At 46.9% G+C, this 15,939-nt stretch carries 25 protein-coding genes; all 25 read right to left on the bottom strand.

Annotated features, from left to right (window positions below; all coding sequences use genetic code 11):
* Positions 1 to 4: 4 nt before the first annotated feature.
* The gene (locus tag ACYQ1O_RS03325; RefSeq protein ID WP_459990213.1) at positions 5 to 178 is read right to left on the bottom strand and encodes a hypothetical protein; all 174 of its coding nucleotides are present in this window, start codon (positions 176 to 178) and stop codon (positions 5 to 7) included.
* A gap of 270 nt (positions 179 to 448) precedes the next feature.
* Positions 449 to 715 carry a phage tail assembly protein gene (locus tag ACYQ1O_RS03320; protein WP_459990212.1) on the bottom strand — a complete coding sequence of 89 codons (267 nt, stop codon included), beginning with the start codon at positions 713 to 715 and terminating at the stop codon, positions 449 to 451.
* Positions 715 to 1,077: a phage tail tube protein gene (locus ACYQ1O_RS03315; protein WP_459990211.1), complete on the bottom strand. Its 363-nt coding sequence runs from the start codon at positions 1,075 to 1,077 to the stop codon at positions 715 to 717. The genes ACYQ1O_RS03320 and ACYQ1O_RS03315 overlap by 1 nt, the downstream gene beginning before the upstream one ends.
* Positions 1,078 to 1,079: 2 nt before the next feature.
* Positions 1,080 to 2,567: a hypothetical protein gene (locus ACYQ1O_RS03310; protein ID WP_459990210.1), complete on the bottom strand. Its 1,488-nt coding sequence runs from the start codon at positions 2,565 to 2,567 to the stop codon at positions 1,080 to 1,082.
* Positions 2,564 to 3,049 carry a phage tail terminator protein gene (locus ACYQ1O_RS03305; RefSeq protein WP_459990209.1) on the bottom strand — a complete coding sequence of 162 codons (486 nt, stop codon included), beginning with the start codon at positions 3,047 to 3,049 and terminating at the stop codon, positions 2,564 to 2,566. Before ACYQ1O_RS03305 ends, ACYQ1O_RS03310 begins: the two co-directional genes overlap by 4 nt.
* A 2-nt stretch (positions 3,050 to 3,051) precedes the next feature.
* A complete protein-coding gene (locus ACYQ1O_RS03300; protein WP_459990208.1) occupies positions 3,052 to 3,522 on the bottom strand; it encodes a phage protein Gp36 family protein in 471 nt (156 codons plus the stop codon).
* A gap of 2 nt (positions 3,523 to 3,524) precedes the next feature.
* Complete coding sequence (locus tag ACYQ1O_RS03295) at positions 3,525 to 3,992, bottom strand: hypothetical protein (RefSeq protein ID WP_459990207.1); 468 nt, start codon at positions 3,990 to 3,992, stop codon at positions 3,525 to 3,527.
* The gene (locus ACYQ1O_RS03290; protein WP_459990206.1) at positions 3,989 to 4,900 is read right to left on the bottom strand and encodes a hypothetical protein; all 912 of its coding nucleotides are present in this window, start codon (positions 4,898 to 4,900) and stop codon (positions 3,989 to 3,991) included. Before ACYQ1O_RS03290 ends, ACYQ1O_RS03295 begins: the two co-directional genes overlap by 4 nt.
* A gap of 2 nt (positions 4,901 to 4,902) precedes the next feature.
* Complete coding sequence (locus tag ACYQ1O_RS03285; RefSeq protein WP_459990205.1) at positions 4,903 to 5,307, bottom strand: capsid cement protein; 405 nt, start codon at positions 5,305 to 5,307, stop codon at positions 4,903 to 4,905.
* Positions 5,308 to 5,309: 2 nt separating this feature from the next.
* Positions 5,310 to 6,368, bottom strand: coding sequence for a phage protease (locus ACYQ1O_RS03280; RefSeq protein ID WP_459990204.1), 1,059 nt, complete (start codon positions 6,366 to 6,368; stop codon positions 5,310 to 5,312).
* Between the two features lie 162 nt (positions 6,369 to 6,530).
* Positions 6,531 to 7,148 (bottom strand): hypothetical protein, encoded by a 618-nt coding sequence (locus ACYQ1O_RS03275; protein WP_459990203.1) that lies wholly within the window; start codon positions 7,146 to 7,148, stop codon positions 6,531 to 6,533.
* An 11-nt stretch (positions 7,149 to 7,159) separates the two neighbouring features.
* The gene (locus ACYQ1O_RS03270; protein WP_459990202.1) at positions 7,160 to 7,375 is read right to left on the bottom strand and encodes a hypothetical protein; all 216 of its coding nucleotides are present in this window, start codon (positions 7,373 to 7,375) and stop codon (positions 7,160 to 7,162) included.
* A complete protein-coding gene (locus ACYQ1O_RS03265) occupies positions 7,372 to 7,671 on the bottom strand; it encodes a hypothetical protein (protein WP_459990201.1) in 300 nt (99 codons plus the stop codon). The genes ACYQ1O_RS03270 and ACYQ1O_RS03265 overlap by 4 nt, the downstream gene beginning before the upstream one ends.
* Before the next feature lie 41 nt (positions 7,672 to 7,712).
* Positions 7,713 to 8,075: a YcbK family protein gene (locus tag ACYQ1O_RS03260; protein WP_459990200.1), complete on the bottom strand. Its 363-nt coding sequence runs from the start codon at positions 8,073 to 8,075 to the stop codon at positions 7,713 to 7,715.
* A gap of 2 nt (positions 8,076 to 8,077) precedes the next feature.
* The gene (locus ACYQ1O_RS03255) at positions 8,078 to 8,587 is read right to left on the bottom strand and encodes a phage virion morphogenesis family protein (RefSeq protein ID WP_459990199.1); all 510 of its coding nucleotides are present in this window, start codon (positions 8,585 to 8,587) and stop codon (positions 8,078 to 8,080) included.
* Entirely contained in the window at positions 8,587 to 9,906 is a 1,320-nt protein-coding gene (locus ACYQ1O_RS03250; RefSeq protein ID WP_459990198.1) for a PBECR2 nuclease fold domain-containing protein, read from the bottom strand. The genes ACYQ1O_RS03255 and ACYQ1O_RS03250 overlap by 1 nt, the downstream gene beginning before the upstream one ends.
* The gene (locus ACYQ1O_RS03245; RefSeq protein ID WP_459990197.1) at positions 9,896 to 10,099 is read right to left on the bottom strand and encodes a hypothetical protein; all 204 of its coding nucleotides are present in this window, start codon (positions 10,097 to 10,099) and stop codon (positions 9,896 to 9,898) included. Before ACYQ1O_RS03245 ends, ACYQ1O_RS03250 begins: the two co-directional genes overlap by 11 nt.
* A complete protein-coding gene (locus tag ACYQ1O_RS03240) occupies positions 10,096 to 11,658 on the bottom strand; it encodes a DUF935 domain-containing protein (RefSeq protein ID WP_459990196.1) in 1,563 nt (520 codons plus the stop codon). Before ACYQ1O_RS03240 ends, ACYQ1O_RS03245 begins: the two co-directional genes overlap by 4 nt.
* On the bottom strand, positions 11,615 to 13,330 hold the full coding sequence (terL, locus tag ACYQ1O_RS03235; protein ID WP_459990195.1) for a phage terminase large subunit: 1,716 nt from the start codon (positions 13,328 to 13,330) through the stop codon (positions 11,615 to 11,617). Before terL ends, ACYQ1O_RS03240 begins: the two co-directional genes overlap by 44 nt.
* Positions 13,317 to 13,826 (bottom strand): DUF1804 family protein, encoded by a 510-nt coding sequence (locus tag ACYQ1O_RS03230; protein ID WP_459990194.1) that lies wholly within the window; start codon positions 13,824 to 13,826, stop codon positions 13,317 to 13,319. Before ACYQ1O_RS03230 ends, terL begins: the two co-directional genes overlap by 14 nt.
* On the bottom strand, positions 13,826 to 14,137 hold the full coding sequence (locus tag ACYQ1O_RS03225) for a hypothetical protein (protein WP_459990193.1): 312 nt from the start codon (positions 14,135 to 14,137) through the stop codon (positions 13,826 to 13,828). The genes ACYQ1O_RS03230 and ACYQ1O_RS03225 overlap by 1 nt, the downstream gene beginning before the upstream one ends.
* Positions 14,138 to 14,320: 183 nt before the next feature.
* Positions 14,321 to 14,536 (bottom strand): hypothetical protein, encoded by a 216-nt coding sequence (locus ACYQ1O_RS03220; RefSeq protein WP_459990192.1) that lies wholly within the window; start codon positions 14,534 to 14,536, stop codon positions 14,321 to 14,323.
* Between the two features lie 70 nt (positions 14,537 to 14,606).
* The gene (locus ACYQ1O_RS03215; protein WP_459990191.1) at positions 14,607 to 14,798 is read right to left on the bottom strand and encodes a hypothetical protein; all 192 of its coding nucleotides are present in this window, start codon (positions 14,796 to 14,798) and stop codon (positions 14,607 to 14,609) included.
* Between the two features lie 14 nt (positions 14,799 to 14,812).
* Complete coding sequence (locus tag ACYQ1O_RS03210; protein WP_459990190.1) at positions 14,813 to 15,301, bottom strand: hypothetical protein; 489 nt, start codon at positions 15,299 to 15,301, stop codon at positions 14,813 to 14,815.
* Positions 15,302 to 15,513: 212 nt separating this feature from the next.
* Positions 15,514 to 15,933, bottom strand: coding sequence for a hypothetical protein (locus ACYQ1O_RS03205; protein ID WP_459990189.1), 420 nt, complete (start codon positions 15,931 to 15,933; stop codon positions 15,514 to 15,516).
* Between the last annotated feature and the right edge of the window lie 6 nt (positions 15,934 to 15,939).

The following is a 15,939-nucleotide window of genomic DNA, read 5'->3' as shown; positions in this document are numbered from 1 at the left end:
CCGCTTACCTGCTAGCCGCTGGTGGCGGCATATCATTTACAGGTATCTTCAACATTTGCCGCCAAACACGGTTAAACAAATGCGGGGCATTAGCCACCACTTGCCACTGTTCTTGCGTGTGGTTTCTTAAGTAAAACTGCTTAATGCGGGCATGGATGATAGCGTGCTTGTTGAACATGACACTCTTTAGACTTGGCTAAACTGAGCATCATAATAAGTGGATTGATGGTGGGTTTTTAGGCTGGAAATACTTCCAACACAAAAAAAGCCACTGTAAAATGAATTACAGAGTCAGTAGTAATCGTGTAGCTCTAATCAAACTTACGGCCTGTCATCACAGCGGCAATTTTTGCATAAGTGAAAAGCTCAGTAAGCGGCATAGCTTTAATAATCGGCAGCGGTTGGTGGTGTACGTGCATCAATAAACACACCGCCGATAGCACCTTGGCTACTTTTTTTCTTGATCTTCCTCATTATCAGCAGCAAGCAGAGCATCCACTATTTTAGTGGCGGCGCGATAATCAACACCACGTAGTCGCTTGATGATAGTTTCATCGGTGTTGCTAACACTGGCAATCAGCACGATGTTCTGGGCAACCCCGCCATGGACATCAAAAGCCAAATAATCTTCAGCAGTTGTGTAATCGCGGAAACTAAGCTTACTGACAGTAATTTTGCCAATCTCAATCGGGTGCTTAAGTGTTAAGTCAGCCATTACGCCACCTTCTCCGACACATTCGACACTAGCATCAACTTAGCTTCGCCATCACCCACCGCCACTACTTCGGCTGCAAATGCGCCCGACATCAAATGCACTTGACCGTCAGCCAGGCGTACTGTGACATCGTCGTTTTCGATAGCGTTTAGGCTGTCAATATCAATGCCTGACAACAAGTTGATAGATAAATCCAACTTGGCTTGGGTGGCAGTTTCAGTAAAACCGCCATCGACCGCCAAACGACCGGCTTTGGGTTCACGCTTCTTGCCGCTGGGCGTAAATGTGCCGGGCTTGTCTGCCAAGGGCAATTTGCCAATAGACGGCACACTCACCGATTTAATGTTGTTAATTAAAGCCATCGTTAAACCTCTTTCCTAAATTGTGCCTTGCCCGCAAGAATATAGAACGGGCTTAAGATCACGGGTTGGTCGATGTAGTTAAACCGACTAGCGTTAGTTGGGTCTTGCTCGATTACTAAAGTGTTTTTGTAATGCTCATACTCTTGAACCCACCCATATTCACGCATCAGGGTATCTTTGTAGAGTGTCAGCAAATACGCCCTTAATGTATCCAAAGTGACAATCGGTAAGCCAGGCCGGTAGTTTTCATCTGATTTAGCAGCCGCTTTGCCGGTAAAACGCATAATTGCACCCAGCCGTTGCTCGTAACGGATACGCTCCATCACCTCAGTAGTATTGATGTCCAAATAGGCATCATCCAGCGAATCGTCGGGGCGATGCAGGTACATTGAGATCAAACGCTTGATGCTGCTAGTGCCGTCACGTGATTTTTGCACCAAACTCAAGCCGCTAAACAATAGTGCATTTTGTTGCTCAAACGTCCACTTAGTGCCGCTTTTTAAGCCTTTTAGAGCCACGCCTTCGAGCGATTTAACAGGGTTATTAAACAACTCCGGTGCTGCGCTGGCGGCTACAATCGCCGCCGCATCCCATATCGAAGTAATGCCGTTATTCATACAGATACACGTGACATGCTCAAAGTTTTTATCAGCACCGTAAGCTATTGCACCTTCATAATCACCACTGAATGCCGTAAAAATCCGAAAGCCTGACTGGATGGGCGGGGCATAACGGCGCTGGCTTTCAATATGAAAAGATGAGAGTGTGGCGGCATCATTCAGGCCTAACGCAATGTAGCGCGACACACTGTAAAGATAACCCGACTCATCATTATCAAAAATAGCACCCAAGCCATTGGCGCCAATCAAATCCGGCACCAAAGTTCCGCCAGAAAATCCTTCAATATCCAACTCCATACCGGATGGCACGGAAACCACACTTAAACCGATATCATTGCCAAAGCTACCGTTATGTATGCACTCCAGAACGATTTCGCCATTGCCCTCACCGGCGCTGGCGACTACACAAATACCAACCGCATTGATAGCAGCCACTATTCGCGTACGAGCATTGCTGATACTTTGCCCATCCGCAACCAATATAGAAACTTCTATCAGTTCACCGGCAAGATAAAACGAAAACACCTCCGTCTCATCCGGCATACTTGTAATCGTCATCATTGCAGTAGCAGCATTGCCAGTAACGGGCGCAGCAAGAGGTAAAATAAAAACCTGCATTAATGGAGTGATCGCATAATAGCGTTTTGCCATTGCTGCCAGCATTGACCCTTCACCGGCTTTTTTTACAGCATCGGTTAAGCTTGCAACTAACACAATCTCATTAGCAACCGCTTCGCCAGTATTGCGCTTTAAGCCAACTAACAACATGGACGGCTGCCCAACGGTGTCCAATGATGCCATCGAGCCATCAATTTCAATATACGCCCCCGGCACGCGCAAACTAGCGGGGATGGTGTCAAAGTTAATCATAATAGTCCTGTGGTTTGTTGGTTAACCGTTACGCCGCTTGGCGTTGGGTCGGGTAAATAATTGGTGATAACCATGTCGATTTCGTACCGATCCCGCCAGTACAGCGCATCATCTACATAATCAACTACCATGCCGCCGCGTGGCTTTATGGGTTTAATGCTGCCTTCTAGCTCATAACCCAACAACAGCTTTTTTATAGCTTTGCGATAAACCAGCAATTTATCGTCGGTTTCGCCAGACTTTAGTGTGCGGGCATTAGCAATAGCTATCACGACATCAAACATCACTCCGACATCTTCTGCACCATCGCCGATGCTTTGCTCGTTATCTGTCACCCGTATTACCCAAGCCGCTGGCGTGGGTAACTTTTCTTTTAAGGCTTGGGCATATTCAGCCGCACCGCCAACTCTACGTAACCAAACATCAGAGAAGTCGGCTGGCTTCTGCTCAATCAGTCGAACAAGTGGCGTTAATGACAACATGCTTAGTTATACCTTGATGGGCTTGATGCAATCTCCGCCCCTAAAAACACATCATCAACGGTAACCTCAGGTTCAGGCGGCACTAACGATAAAACCCCTTTCTTATGCGAATCAAACATCTTGATTGTGCTGTCATAAGCTTTTTGCACGTCATCAGTCATATTGCCTTGGCTTTGTAGGTAATACAGGGCGACTGTTGCCGCTAAGCGGGCAAGCAACGGCGTTTGTACGGTGGCGGGGATGCTATAACCCAGCATAAGTGCATCAGCGTCGGCTAATGCGCCGTCTATAGCGTCGAGTGCTAAAGCAATGGTTTCTTGATCGGTATTGCTATAGCCTGTTAAATCCCCGTCATCAATTGCTAGACGCAAGGCCGCTTCGTCCACCATCTCCCGATCTGTCGGCACAGTTAACTGCACCAATCGCGTGGCATTGGCTCGCTTTAGTAAATCGGTACGGGTGGCAAATGACATGGTTAACCTGCGCTATCTGGTTTGGGTTTTTTCTTACTAGCGGGTTTAGTGGCTGGCTTTGCTTCTTCAGCGACCGCTTCAACCGCTTCGGTTTCAGCTTGTGCGGTTGGTTCTTCGGCTGCTGTTTCAACCGCTTCGGTTTCGGCTTGTGCGGGTTCTTCTTCGGCTGTTGTTTCACCAGCTTCACCTGATGGGTTTTCAATTACCCCCCCATCAGCCTGTTCGGCTGTTTCGCTAGTCGATGGGGTATTACGACCAGCTTCTTCCGGCTGCAATAATTCTTCTGAAACAGGATTGGGGTTTTCGTTGACAACCTCAATCAAGCCGTGCGCTTTAAGAGCCGCGCGGGTTGTGCGGTCAACATCTACCTCTTGCCACTGCTTATTGATAGTGATGCCCGCTGCATAGATGCTGTGACGACCAGCTGTAACACGCACCCAAATTTTTACGATTTCGCCCGTCTTCTTCATGATGCCACCACGTCAACCAGCAAGAAGCCGAATTCGGTGGCAGTAACCACTTCACGCACTGACTCACCCGCTCGGACTCTAACGCCGCCATACATGCCAATATCAGAATCGATAATCGTACCTGCAATACGAGCGCCGAATTGTGCGGTATAGCCCCAGCTGCCATCGCCGTCTTGAATGTTACTGCCTTGATAAATGCCTAAGCAGTTTTTGCCCCAAACGCGGACTTTTGAAGCGTCTTGACCTTTTTTAACACCATTAACCCAGCCATCGCCGACAATGATTTCTTCAACTTCAAGCTGATCTGCCATCCATTGCCGGGTAATTGAGTTGCGATTTAAACCAACAAGACTAGGGTGGTCGCTTAATGCCGACCAACATGAACGCCCCATGATTAGCTTGTTTGGACGCATAAATGGCTTGTCCAAATACTCTTTCAACTGATTGCGCGGATCAGAGTCAGGATCATCCCATTGGTCGTTTGCATTGCTAATACTTAAGCTGTAAGCAAAGTTGTTGGTATTGCCACAAATTGCCGCCACACGTTGCTCACGGCGCAATTCAACCAAACTCATCACGCGACGGGTTGCACGCATTAATGGCAGCTCACTAGGGCCATTCATCGCGTCTTGATTAGGCACTGGCTCGTCTAAGCCGTTGTTGATGGTTGCCAAATAGGTCGGGTCTTGGTCGGCAGTGCCAAGGGCATGGACTTTGCCTACTCGACCTACTTCGGTATCCACGGTACTAATCCAGTCCGCCATACGATCAGATACATCAATAAATTCTTGCTTATCGACAGTAACGCGCGGCATGACTTTATCGGCAATGAGTGCTTGATTTCTGTACTTGATTGCCACACCCGATAAAACGGGACTAATGACTAAGGGATTTGCATTACCAGGCATGTTTATGCTCCAGGTTGTGAGGATGTAGAAAAGGCAATTAATGCCGGGATAACGTCATTGCTGACGGCTGAGGCTAAAGCAATAGCAACAACCTCGACCGTTGTGCCTGCTGTAGGTGGCGTGGTTGTGACAACCTTACCCGCTGTGGTAACGGAAAGCCGCGCACCGAGTGTAATCGTGCCACCCGCTTTAACTTCGGCAATGCCTGCCATCACCACATCGACTTTTTTGCCTTTGGCTACATCATCGGCACTTACGCCACGGTCATTAACAAAGCCGACAACGAAGTCATTTGCATCGACGGCTTGGGCAACTGTGCCATCGGCGCTGCCCATTTTTACCGCTGTGTATGGCTCAAGTGCCGCTGTAGGGGTAAACGATTTAACAAATATGTGATTGTTGTACATAGTTAGCGTCCAGTTTGTGAGGTGACATGCTGGATAGCACTAATGTCGTCAACATCAATACCCAGCGCTTTTTGCTCTGATTGATAGCGTGTCGCCGCATGAGCAATAGCCTCGCCATTTTGCAGGTCAACACCAGCACCTTGATTGCCTGGCTTATGCTGCTTGCCCAAAATAGCCAGCTCTACACCTGCCGTTTTGGTGAGGTATTCAGTTAAGTCGGCCTTGTTTAGCTTTTCTAAAAACGGCACAACAACGGGCAGCACCTTGCCATCTTTCAATGCGGCTTGAATAAGCCCATCACAGTCAGCCTTTTCTTGCACCAAAGCGGCTTGGGCTTTTTCATCTTTCAAGGCGGCTAATTCGGTGGCTAGGGTATCGCGCTCGGTTGTTAATGCGGCGACTTTGGTATTTAACCCGTCGCGCTCGGTGGTGAGCGCGGCAAGGCTTTGTTTTATGGTGTCACGCTCAACAGTCAGCGCGACAATTTGTTGGTCTTTTTCCATGTTGTTACCTTGAGTTAGATTACGGTTAAGCTTTACTAAGCATTTAAGTGCCGCCAGATCATCCAAATCATCTAGCGCCGGGGAATTGGTCAGCGTGGCTGAGATGATTTCAATCACCTCACCCGTATTTTCGTAATACGTAAAAACAGCACTGGTGTAGCGCAGTTCTTTAGCAGCGATATGGGCATGGGCTTTATCTGTCCAATCAATATTTGTTGCCCATAAGCCGCTGTCACGCCATTGGAGGTTAGTAGGTGGCGCCCAGCCCGCAGCAAGAGCGACTTGCCCATTTTTTTCGGTATACAGAGATTGATGTTCGTAATCGATGAGGATGTCGTTCTTGTGTTCTTGGGCGCGGCGAATAACTTGATCAGCAACAGTCGCATCTAAAAACCAAGCCGCACACTCACGCGGACGACCATCCGTCGCACGAAAATAACCAGCGGGCAATAAGCGGGTTTCTGTCGGTACAGTGCCGTCCGCGTTGGGCGTGATTTCAAAAACCAGCGCGACAGTAGCAAGCACATTTTGTTGATGGGTTTTTGTTGGGTCAGACATAGCCAGCTCCGTTTGAGTGGCTATAGTTTTACAAATAGCAAGCCTATGGTTAAGGCTGGAAATACTTCCAGCCGTGGAATTAACCTAAGCCGATTTAAGGCGTTTTTGGGTAAAGCGGGGCGATGGTATGGAAAAAACGAGAACGCAAAATTTAAATGGGGTTTAAATGGCTTCTAGCGGGGGTTTACTAGGTTTTACACATTGCCTTGCTACTTCAACCAGCCATGCCGCCAATAAAGGCGGCGTATGTTCCCTGTCTGGCCTAAGGCATGATTTTCGATAACCATATTCACCCGGCGACAATCGAGAGCCATCAGTACGTCGCCCATGACTTCCAATAATACAAGCCTCCGCGCCTTGCGATATAGGCATAGGCGGCATAGATTCTGGGGAAATACCAACAACATACAAATACGTTGGCTTTTCAGCGGTATGACCAAAATTGCACTGAAAGATAGGTAATGTCCATCCGCCAAAGTCGTCAACTTCATTTGGTAATGGTAATTTCTTGGCAGGCCAAAGCTTGGACTGTTTTGGGTGCTCTAAAACGCCGCCAAATTCCCGTACTCTATCAACCGCCCACAGCGCTAGTTCTTTTTCATTATCACGCGGTTTTGCCATATGGCTTAATTGCCCCCATGCACGGCAAGGAGGATGCGCTACAACAGGTGTGCCGCCTGGCCACTGCAACGCATCACGCTGCGCGTCCCAAACATCACAATTTTGGAATTTTTTATAATTACTATCTGCCCGTGCGAATAAAACTGAAACTAATTTCATTGATTAAACCACTAGTTGTTTGCTTTGAGCTTGATGGATAATCCAGTGCTACCCAACATTGCACCCACAGCAATGCCATAAGATTGCAAATCAAACGGCACTTGCTTGACTACCGCATAAACCTCTAAACCCAAACCCACTAGCATGGCAATAAAGGCCAACCAGCGGATTAAGTCATGGGTGGTGTTGTCGGCTTCGGTGAGCAGTTGGGCAAGGATAGTATTCATAGCTTTAACATTTCTTGAGCTTCACTTTCGATAAATGCGTATTTTTTTAAAAAGAACCCTATATCTCGACCAGGCCTTTCTTTTTCTTCTTTTCCAAGAAGCTCTACCAACCGCTGCATAGCTTTTTCATACTGATCTTCTGGGTAAGCGGCAAGATTTACCCATTCTGATGAGATAACCCAAAGCTTAACTTTTGGCTCTGCATCTTTTGCAGCAATAAATCCATTTGCAATTGTTATTGCATTTTTAAGTTGGTCTATGTCGAGCTGGCTTAAAAAATCACGGATACTACTCATAACTACCTCCGATACGCAATTAAGTGGTGATACCCTTATCCCTACCAACGTGCCACGCCGGGGCGCATATCTATATGCACAAAAGTTCTATACAAACCTAAGCCGCCAATGTGCGCTTTTTTTTCTTTATGGATTTGCTCAATAATCGCGTGGACTTCTTTGGGCGACAATCCGGCGACTTGTATATCAGCGGCATTGCCTAGCTTGTGCTGGCTGTTTTTAGCGCCACCAACAGCCCTATTGTGTTTGGCACAACGCCTGCCACTTATGACTTTTATGGGTAAGTCGATGCTTTCCCTAATCAACTCCAGCGTTTTAATTAGCGTAGGGTTAACATCGCTTTCACCACATCCACAACGGCAGGCGAATTCTTTACTGTCAAAATGTTCGGATAGCTTGGTCATAATTACCGCTGGTGTAGTGCGCCGCGCAAGACGGCTTGAATGTGGTCTTCGATTAAAGCCACAGTGAAAACCTTATCTGCCACCGAGAAGCCTACTAAAGGACGTGCTGGCAAATGTTTAGTTGAGTGTTCAAAGTAATTTTTCTTTCCACTTTCAACATCCTCCGCCTTGGGTTTCCAAACTGTGCCATGGTGATGCCAATAGGCTTTCTCATCTGCTGTACCGATAGTTACAGAATCATGATCTGGATGGCTGTATAGCCTTAACATGTCGCCCTTTTCAACTAACATCCGTGGGTTAGTCTTATGCTTGATCGTGTATGGCTTAAGCGGTGTCCACGGCTTACCGTCTGGATCAACCTCTTTTACATGCCTGGCTTCATTACGTATTTTTAACGCTAAACCAAGGCTGGTGGTTACGTCTTGATTAACCAATTGCCCGCGTGCTTGGTGTAAGGCACGGACTAAATAATCACCTTCTAACGCGTTTTCAAACGTAATGCTGAGTGACATTATTTTTCCCCTTTTTTATAGACCAATTTGCCTACCCGCCAGTTATCCAATGCGGGGTCTATGTCGCTTTCAAACGGCGTGGTGAAAACGGTATCACCCACCCAGCCTTTTGATCTGCACCACTCGAATGCAGTAATAGCCACATCGGCTTTGCCATCCAGTTTAAACAGGCGCAAGTAACGGCGTTTTAAGCGCCAGCGTTTTGGCGCATCGGGTGAGGCGCTGGGGTTATTGTCTTGCTCCCAGTTCCACCAGACTTCATCAGGTTCTGCTAAGGCCATTGCCAACAGATTGACGGCTTGGATGGTTTTAGCAGGGATCGCCGCAAAGCTGCCTGTTTCATCAGCAAACAGCCGTTTGGTGATGGCGATTGGTTGGTTTACTACATCTTCAAACACCGCGCCTGTTTGAAGATCAGCACCAAAGGTATTTAAAAACTCTTCAGCTGCCACTTCAGGTGCAGTGGTAACGGGCAATAATGCCGTTGGTTTAATTGGCGTTAACGTTGGCAGTGCTGGCCTTGGTGTGCTGGTAGGCCACTTTGCGCCACGTGCTTTTAATACGGCATCGTAGCCTGCCAAGGGCGGCATCGTGTGCGGCTCTAGCCATGCCTTGCCGGGGTTATAAGCAAAGCCAGGGTCGATCATCGTATCTTTGCCGTTATGGGTAACAATAGGCACTTTTACCGTGCGTGGGTTGCTGCCTGTTTTACCGATGATTTTTTCTTCCCACCGGATAGCGGGGGTTTCATCCACGCCTGTTTTGCCTTGTTTAGCCCACTCGGTTTGCGCTTCCATAAGGCTTAAGCTATCCACCGTACACTGACAGCCATAACCATTTTTGGGCGTGATGTATTCCCAGCGGGCATTGTCAGCGGCGAGTATCAAACCATCTAAAAATTGATGCTCGACACGCGGATTGACAATGCTGTGATGTCGATAAACCCAGTATGGCCGCAAGTGCATGACGCTCATCATCTGCACATACTTGCCCGCGTTGTAGGACTGGCCAACATTGGTGTCGTAGATTAATTTACTACGCCAGCCAGGTGAGCCGTGATGACTCCAGCCGTGCGTTTCGACAATAGTGTCAAAGTCGACTTGGAATTGTTTCAAGCCCGTGCCTTCTTTCAAGGCTTTGTGCAGGGCGTTGTAAAAATCCTCCACCAACGCATCGGTTTGTGCGCCTGCGACGACAAAGGCATTGGCATGTTGCTTTTCATAAACGTCGGTATAGCTTGCCGTGGGCAGCTTTAGCTTATTTTCAAAAAAGGATATCGCATCTTTAAAAGGCAAATTAAAGGCGGCTTTAATGTCCATTTAACCAGCCTTCTTCTAGCCATTCATCACAACAATCGGCATCGCACCAACGGCGTTTATCCGGCACTGGATGTCCGCAATTATGGCAATAACCGTTGGCAACAATTTCTGGTACCGCTTTTTGAGAGCGTACGAGACTGACGTTTAAATCATGCGCAGCGGCGCGGTTGGCATCATCGGCTAAGTCGCTCATTTTTTTGCATCCACTCGTCCAGCTAAATGAGCCGCGCTAAAACCATCGGCAATTAAATCCACATACGTGCTATTAATGCCCCTCAGCTCAATAGTGGCTAATGCGGCGATAGCATCTTCAATACTTCCTTTGTCGCGGATCGTGTCATAAATATGAGTAATCATGGCTTGCTCGTGCGGCATTGCTAATGCTGTAAGCTGCGCGGCGTAAGCAGCGGCGATGTCGCCTTGTTGGAGCAATGGAGTTTTTGCTAAGGCGGCCCGCAATGCCGCTGGCGTGGGTGTGGCTTTGCCTAAAATTACACTGCCTTCTTTGGCTCTGGGGATTTGTAGGGATTGATGCCCCCAATCTTTATCGATTTCCATACCCAGATTAACGGCCTTGGTTAACACATCAATCATTTTTGCTTGGTCGGCTGGCTGTTCTGTATCCATTTTCATGGATGGCTCACGACCAGGCGGGAACAATCCGTTTAACGCGCAGATTGGCACGATTAAGCCTTTTCTGTAGCTGGGTTCAAGCTGCTTAACGTCATGCAGTTTGATTTCTTCACGGACTTTTTCATAAATGGCTAAGCGGGTTTCTGTAACGCCTTGACCATCAATTTCACCGCCCAAAATCGCGCCGCTTTGTTTTTCTTCCCAATACTTAATAACCTTCAAGAAGTCATCGACATTGCCTTTTTGCTTGGCTTCAACAAACTCAATCAGCATGTTGGCGGGGATAATGCCAGCGCCATCATTGCCTATGTTTCGCACGGCTTTTAAAAGCTCTTGGCGTTGACCTGGTGTTACGCCAGCTGGGTATTTACCTAAGCGCAACGGGATGCCATAAACCTCTAAAAAACGGTTCATGTCTTTGTAGTCGTAGGCTTTGAAGGCATACAGCCACGTTAATACTCGGAACAACGCGCATTGCTCCATGTAACCCGATTTAGCGCGGTGTTCATGCTTTATCCAACCAAACGGGCGCAGTGGCTCTGGGATGCCGCGCTTAACGTACATCAGTTCATTGGTTGGTAAATCAATCTGAAACAATGCTTGCGGCACAAAATCAATCGAGGCAGGCAAAAAGGTGCTGCCTGGCTTCCAATTGAATTCCATAGCGACAAAGCCTTTACCGATGGCGTCGGTCATGTCGAACTGGAAGTCTTCAAAGTTATCGATGCTAGTCAGCATGTCGCTTAGTTCGGCAGTGCGGTCTATCTCGCTTTGCGTGGCATCGCGGGGCGGCACTAACTGCCATTTAAGGCTAGTAATAGCCAAGCGGCGTTTATTGAGCTTGTCGTAAATATGCGCGTCGCGCTCTTCAATCATTGTGAAAAGCTTGGCTTGCTCATGGATATAGCCTTGCTCTGCCAGCTGAAACGCTTGGGCGACACGGGCAGGGTCTAGGGTATCGATTTGCCGATAGTCATAGGCTGCATTGTTATAGTTGCGGGTGTCTGTTTGCCGTGTATCTAAGCCTTTGGGTATTAACGATCGCAAGGCAGTAAGACGTTTTTGAAAGCCGATATTAATCATCTTGCCATCCATCATTATCAATTGTTGTGCGTCCACGCTGGCTACCACCGGCGCCTTCATAGCGGTATTCACCGCCAAACTGACAAGCTAAGGTGTGGAGCATTTCGAGCGCGTCGGGACCGTCATCGTGGTCGGCTTCGGGGTAAAACTTGAGCTGGTTGATTAGCGTGGTTTGGTTGCGGTTTAGGCGGATTTGACCGTTACGCACATAAGACTGCAATGACATGATGCGTAAGTCTTTGTCCGTATGCGGTATGACTGACACAGCAGGAAAGGCGATACCTTCACCAGCGGCATAGGTAATCAACTGTGAACATAAAAACGCCTGAAATTGCACGGTTTCAATTGCCCATGCTAAGCATTGGAATTCTTTTTGCAGCTCGATAGCGCGGCTAATAATCAATGTGGGTACACGGCGCTGGATGTCTGCCTCAATCACATCTAAAACCATCGTCCGGCGATTAAGGCCGCCCACCAAAATAGCTGATGGATCGCCTTTTTTGCCTTTGTTACCTAGCGATGGATCAATCGCACCGAAAAATATCCATTCTGGCAAATGGTTTACCCAGAACTGCACATCTTTAAACGGCGCGTTGTCATCGTTGCCTGCTTCGTTTTGTTGTTCTTGACTAAATGAGTCATGGTTAGTGGCTCGTAAGCACATCAGCTTATAAAGCGGCCTGACACCGGGCCAACTAATAACAGCCCCTGCATCCATTTCTTCGCGGTGGTCTGCATAAAACTGTTTTGCTTCCGCTTCCGCCGCATCGCGCTCTTCGTTCGTCCCGGTGCGGGTGTAGATATTTTCCCATTCTTCCCAGAGCCGCATGTTGTCAGGCCATCGGGTAATGGCTTTAAACACATACACTCGCCAGCCGGGTGAATTACCCACTTGATTGATGGCGGCGTTGTAATGCAAAGACGTACCTACCCAAAAAATATCCATGCCACCCATCGGCGGAGCCAGGCCCACTACGGCAGATAAGACAAAGTTTTTGGTTTTGTCGCGCTGCTCTTTGCTTTTGATGTTTTCGTCGTTTTCCAAATCATCTAAAAACACTGCATCGACACGATAAGGGCCGTGTTTCATACCGCGCAATTTCTTACCCGTGCCGCCGACGCGGATTTTGATATTGTTGGTAGTAACAGCACCGGAAGCCTGCCAAATTCGGCCTTTTCCGGTGGCATGGGGAAAATCCAAGATTAAGCGGGGGTTGGTGTCTAGTTCGACTTTAATGCTTTCGAGCATTTCTATCGCTTGCTCTAGCGTGTTCATAATGATGCAAAGCAAATGCTTGCGCCCGGTGACAATCAGCCACAGTGCGCCCAATTGGGTGACGTATGTGGATTTAGCCTCACCACGCGGGGCTTCGTAAACATCACGGGCATCTTTTTCATCGTCAATCACTTTGGGGAAGCGTTTGAATAAAAACTGATGGAAAAGTGAAAAGTGCGCGGTCGGGACGTAATGCGGGAAATAGGTTGTGACAAAAAATTCATAATCGTTTTGTACCCGTTCGCGACGTGTACGGCTGGCTTCTGGGTCAACATCAAACGCTTCAACTTCCAGCTCAATAATACGCCGCAAGTCTTCGCCTAAGGCTTCGACGCCTTTTAAAAACTCACCCAGATTTTTAATATCATTGATGTCATCAAGTCCATCCAAGTCATCATAACCATCGACTAGCGCGGGATTATTTATGTCCATGACGTTTACCCAAAATTGCGCCAATATTTTCAATGTGCGGCCGGATGGCTTTTAGTGCTGCCGGATCATTTTTGCGTAAATATTCGACAATGGTTTTTAAGGTATCGAGCGCGATGGAAAGCCCACTGAATTGGGGATTAAGACGGGAAAAGGCTTTGGAAAATTTGGCGTAACTATCAGCTAAGGTGCTATGCAACTGCACTTTAATCATCGCGGTTAAGCTGATGTCATTATCAATTTCGCGCTGAATGGTGATAGCTTGGCGATTGAAGTTTTCAATCACTTGCAAGTTGAGTTGGTCTATACCTGCACCGCTAATGCTAAATGCTGCCCGTGCGGTATCCCAATCGTCACCTTTTTTCTTGGCGGTGGCTTTCCAGGCTTTTGCCGTGTCATAGCTGACCGACGGCTCGCAAGATAATGCCGCTGAAGTCAGCGGCATTCCTTCGATGTACAGTTGTCGGACTTTGTCCTTGGTTTCTTGGCTGTGAGCCATTAGCCTGCCATCCGCTTACAGAATTCAATCCCACTCTGAATAATTACGGTAGTAATAGCAGTGGTAATGACACTTTGTTTAGCAATGGATTTGATCTGATCCTTATTGTCTTGCTCCAGCACTTTAACGCGGTCTTCCACGCCGTCAATACGTGTATTAACGCGTTGCTCACTAGCGCGAATATCATCGCGAATATTGTTTAACTGGGCAAACAGGTTAGTAAAATGGGCATCACTTGAGCCTTTAATTGTTCCCAGTTCCCCCATGATTGTCGCTAGGTCGATAACTGTTGATTGTTCGTTTTCGGGCATGGTTGCTATTCCGTGTCAGTAAAATAATTTTTGGTTACTTTACTGTGTTAATAGCAATGGGTTTAGGCTGGAAACGTTTCTAGCGGGCATAAAAAAGGCCACGCTTTGGTGGCCTTTGCTGTTAAAAAATTATGGTTTGATAGTTATGTAGGGTGGGCAAAACAGCCTGCCCACCCTACGATGCTAATTTGTATTTAATGATTTAATAAAATCAGTAACCCCTTGCAGTCTATCTACAGCATCAGCATTGCCGACAACCGTATTTATACCAACACCACATACGCTAGCTAACTTCATCAGTACATTTGCGACATCATCTTGCGCTTGGCACTTGCAGGCGTTTACATAGTTAATCATTTGTTCTTTTGCCAGTTTTTCAGCTTCTTGTGATGTAATCATTGTTTATCCATATGAAAAAAATCAGCCTTATAGTCTAGGTGGCAATTTTTTGCCCACCCTACGATGCTAGTTATTTACTATCAATTCGAAAAGTTTGCCTCTCAAACACTTCCGGCAATTTATTTAGTCTAATCTCAATTTCAACGCCTTCAGGTAGACTGATAATGCAGCTTGGGTCATCGCCAGCATTAAGTAAATTACCAAAATTATTTAGATGGTCAGCAAGCCAGTTTTTAGCTGGTTGTTTTAAGTCTGCAATCATAGCTCCATCCTTGCTTAAGTATTATCAGTGGCTAAATACATGTCTTTTTCAGATGCCACGCAATAAAAAGGCCGCACCCAAAGGATTTGACAGCTGGGATTGTCGGAATATTTGTAATATTCCGTATTAGCTAGATCATGCAAGCCTTGGACGGCATCCAAGTATTGTTCAAACCACCTTAAACGCTCTTCATCATCTTCCAACATCCAGAGCATAACTCTAGGATTGTTAGGTTTATGAAGTCTTGCGCTTTCTGCATCAATGATTTTTTTGGCAATATCCATATCTTCGCTATTCAGCGTGCGGAGCAGGCCTTCAAGAAGATGCCTGTTTTTATCCGTCAACTTAGGGGCGCGTATGGGATAAGGCCGCTCGATTCTTACAACTACCCCATATTTCTTTCCGGCGAAAACGTTTAAAATTAAAACGGTACTTAAATAACCTAAAGCACCGCCCAATCCGAATAAACCTAAACCAGCGATAAATCTAAGTGTATCTTCCATATTCATAGCTCCCCCATTGCCCTTATTTGCAAATAGCTTTTACTCACTGACACTGGCAGGTTTTCTAATCTTTCTATTTCCGCTAATACAGTTTTCCTAGTGGGTATTGATCCATTATAAATAACTAATTTACAACTAAAATCACCCCTCATTATTTGCTGCAATCGCAGCCGTCTAATATTTTTAAGCATATTATTCATAAATCCCCCAAATCAATTAAACAAATCATCTTGCAAACTATCAACCTTCACTTGTTTGCAAATATTCTGCACATGCCGCGATGAGATACCTGCCATTGTTGCCAATTCATTTAATGTGTACTGATGTCGGTTAAGGCGTAATTCTATATTTCTAAACACATTAAAAATTCTGTCTGCTTTGGGCAGGGCTATGTGGCAATCATTTCTCAAATGGTCGGCAAGCGCTTGGTGTAGCTTGGTGAGTTCTTCAGTGTTTAAACCAAGGCGGCTGCCATCGTGCTTAGGTAGCGTTATATAAGTGCCGCCATGCTGCTTTAAAAACTCTTGGGCACGTACGATACCCAGTGCGCCAACAATCGCCCGCATAACTGGCGTAAACGTGCTTCTTATCGCTTCAATTTCTTCGTCATTCAGCTGGTTTATTGTTGGCATTTTGCC

The organism is Methylosoma difficile (assembly GCF_054657615.1).
Note: the sequence above shows the minus strand (reverse complement) of the source record. Positions and strands in the feature narration are given on the sequence as shown.

What these genes read in the sequence shown, in the direction of transcription:
- ACYQ1O_RS03260 (WP_459990200.1), bottom strand. Translation starts at nt 8,075, where the DNA reads ATGACCAAGCTATCCGAACATTTTGACAGTAAAGAATTCGCCTGCCGT.
- ACYQ1O_RS03220 (WP_459990192.1), bottom strand. Translation starts at nt 14,536, where the DNA reads ATGATTACATCACAAGAAGCTGAAAAACTGGCAAAAGAACAAATGATT.
- ACYQ1O_RS03270 (WP_459990202.1), bottom strand. Translation starts at nt 7,375, where the DNA reads ATGAATACTATCCTTGCCCAACTGCTCACCGAAGCCGACAACACCACC.
- ACYQ1O_RS03205 (WP_459990189.1), bottom strand. Translation starts at nt 15,933, where the DNA reads ATGCCAACAATAAACCAGCTGAATGACGAAGAAATTGAAGCGATAAGA.
- ACYQ1O_RS03210 (WP_459990190.1), bottom strand. Translation starts at nt 15,301, where the DNA reads ATGGAAGATACACTTAGATTTATCGCTGGTTTAGGTTTATTCGGATTG.
- ACYQ1O_RS03265 (WP_459990201.1), bottom strand. Translation starts at nt 7,671, where the DNA reads ATGAGTAGTATCCGTGATTTTTTAAGCCAGCTCGACATAGACCAACTT.
- ACYQ1O_RS03290 (WP_459990206.1), bottom strand. Translation starts at nt 4,900, where the DNA reads ATGCCTGGTAATGCAAATCCCTTAGTCATTAGTCCCGTTTTATCGGGT.
- ACYQ1O_RS03295 (WP_459990207.1), bottom strand. Translation starts at nt 3,992, where the DNA reads ATGAAGAAGACGGGCGAAATCGTAAAAATTTGGGTGCGTGTTACAGCT.
- ACYQ1O_RS03280 (WP_459990204.1), bottom strand. Translation starts at nt 6,368, where the DNA reads ATGTCTGACCCAACAAAAACCCATCAACAAAATGTGCTTGCTACTGTC.
- ACYQ1O_RS03310 (WP_459990210.1), bottom strand. Translation starts at nt 2,567, where the DNA reads ATGATTAACTTTGACACCATCCCCGCTAGTTTGCGCGTGCCGGGGGCG.
- terL (WP_459990195.1), bottom strand. Translation starts at nt 13,330, where the DNA reads ATGGACATAAATAATCCCGCGCTAGTCGATGGTTATGATGACTTGGAT.
- ACYQ1O_RS03245 (WP_459990197.1), bottom strand. Translation starts at nt 10,099, where the DNA reads ATGAGCGACTTAGCCGATGATGCCAACCGCGCCGCTGCGCATGATTTA.
- ACYQ1O_RS03230 (WP_459990194.1), bottom strand. Translation starts at nt 13,826, where the DNA reads ATGGCTCACAGCCAAGAAACCAAGGACAAAGTCCGACAACTGTACATC.
- ACYQ1O_RS03305 (WP_459990209.1), bottom strand. Translation starts at nt 3,049, where the DNA reads ATGTTGTCATTAACGCCACTTGTTCGACTGATTGAGCAGAAGCCAGCC.
- ACYQ1O_RS03255 (WP_459990199.1), bottom strand. Translation starts at nt 8,587, where the DNA reads ATGTCACTCAGCATTACGTTTGAAAACGCGTTAGAAGGTGATTATTTA.
- ACYQ1O_RS03325 (WP_459990213.1), bottom strand. Translation starts at nt 178, where the DNA reads ATGTTCAACAAGCACGCTATCATCCATGCCCGCATTAAGCAGTTTTAC.
- ACYQ1O_RS03285 (WP_459990205.1), bottom strand. Translation starts at nt 5,307, where the DNA reads ATGTACAACAATCACATATTTGTTAAATCGTTTACCCCTACAGCGGCA.
- ACYQ1O_RS03275 (WP_459990203.1), bottom strand. Translation starts at nt 7,148, where the DNA reads ATGAAATTAGTTTCAGTTTTATTCGCACGGGCAGATAGTAATTATAAA.
- ACYQ1O_RS03320 (WP_459990212.1), bottom strand. Translation starts at nt 715, where the DNA reads ATGGCTGACTTAACACTTAAGCACCCGATTGAGATTGGCAAAATTACT.
- ACYQ1O_RS03225 (WP_459990193.1), bottom strand. Translation starts at nt 14,137, where the DNA reads ATGCCCGAAAACGAACAATCAACAGTTATCGACCTAGCGACAATCATG.
- ACYQ1O_RS03250 (WP_459990198.1), bottom strand. Translation starts at nt 9,906, where the DNA reads ATGGACATTAAAGCCGCCTTTAATTTGCCTTTTAAAGATGCGATATCC.
- ACYQ1O_RS03215 (WP_459990191.1), bottom strand. Translation starts at nt 14,798, where the DNA reads ATGATTGCAGACTTAAAACAACCAGCTAAAAACTGGCTTGCTGACCAT.
- ACYQ1O_RS03300 (WP_459990208.1), bottom strand. Translation starts at nt 3,522, where the DNA reads ATGTCATTTGCCACCCGTACCGATTTACTAAAGCGAGCCAATGCCACG.
- ACYQ1O_RS03315 (WP_459990211.1), bottom strand. Translation starts at nt 1,077, where the DNA reads ATGGCTTTAATTAACAACATTAAATCGGTGAGTGTGCCGTCTATTGGC.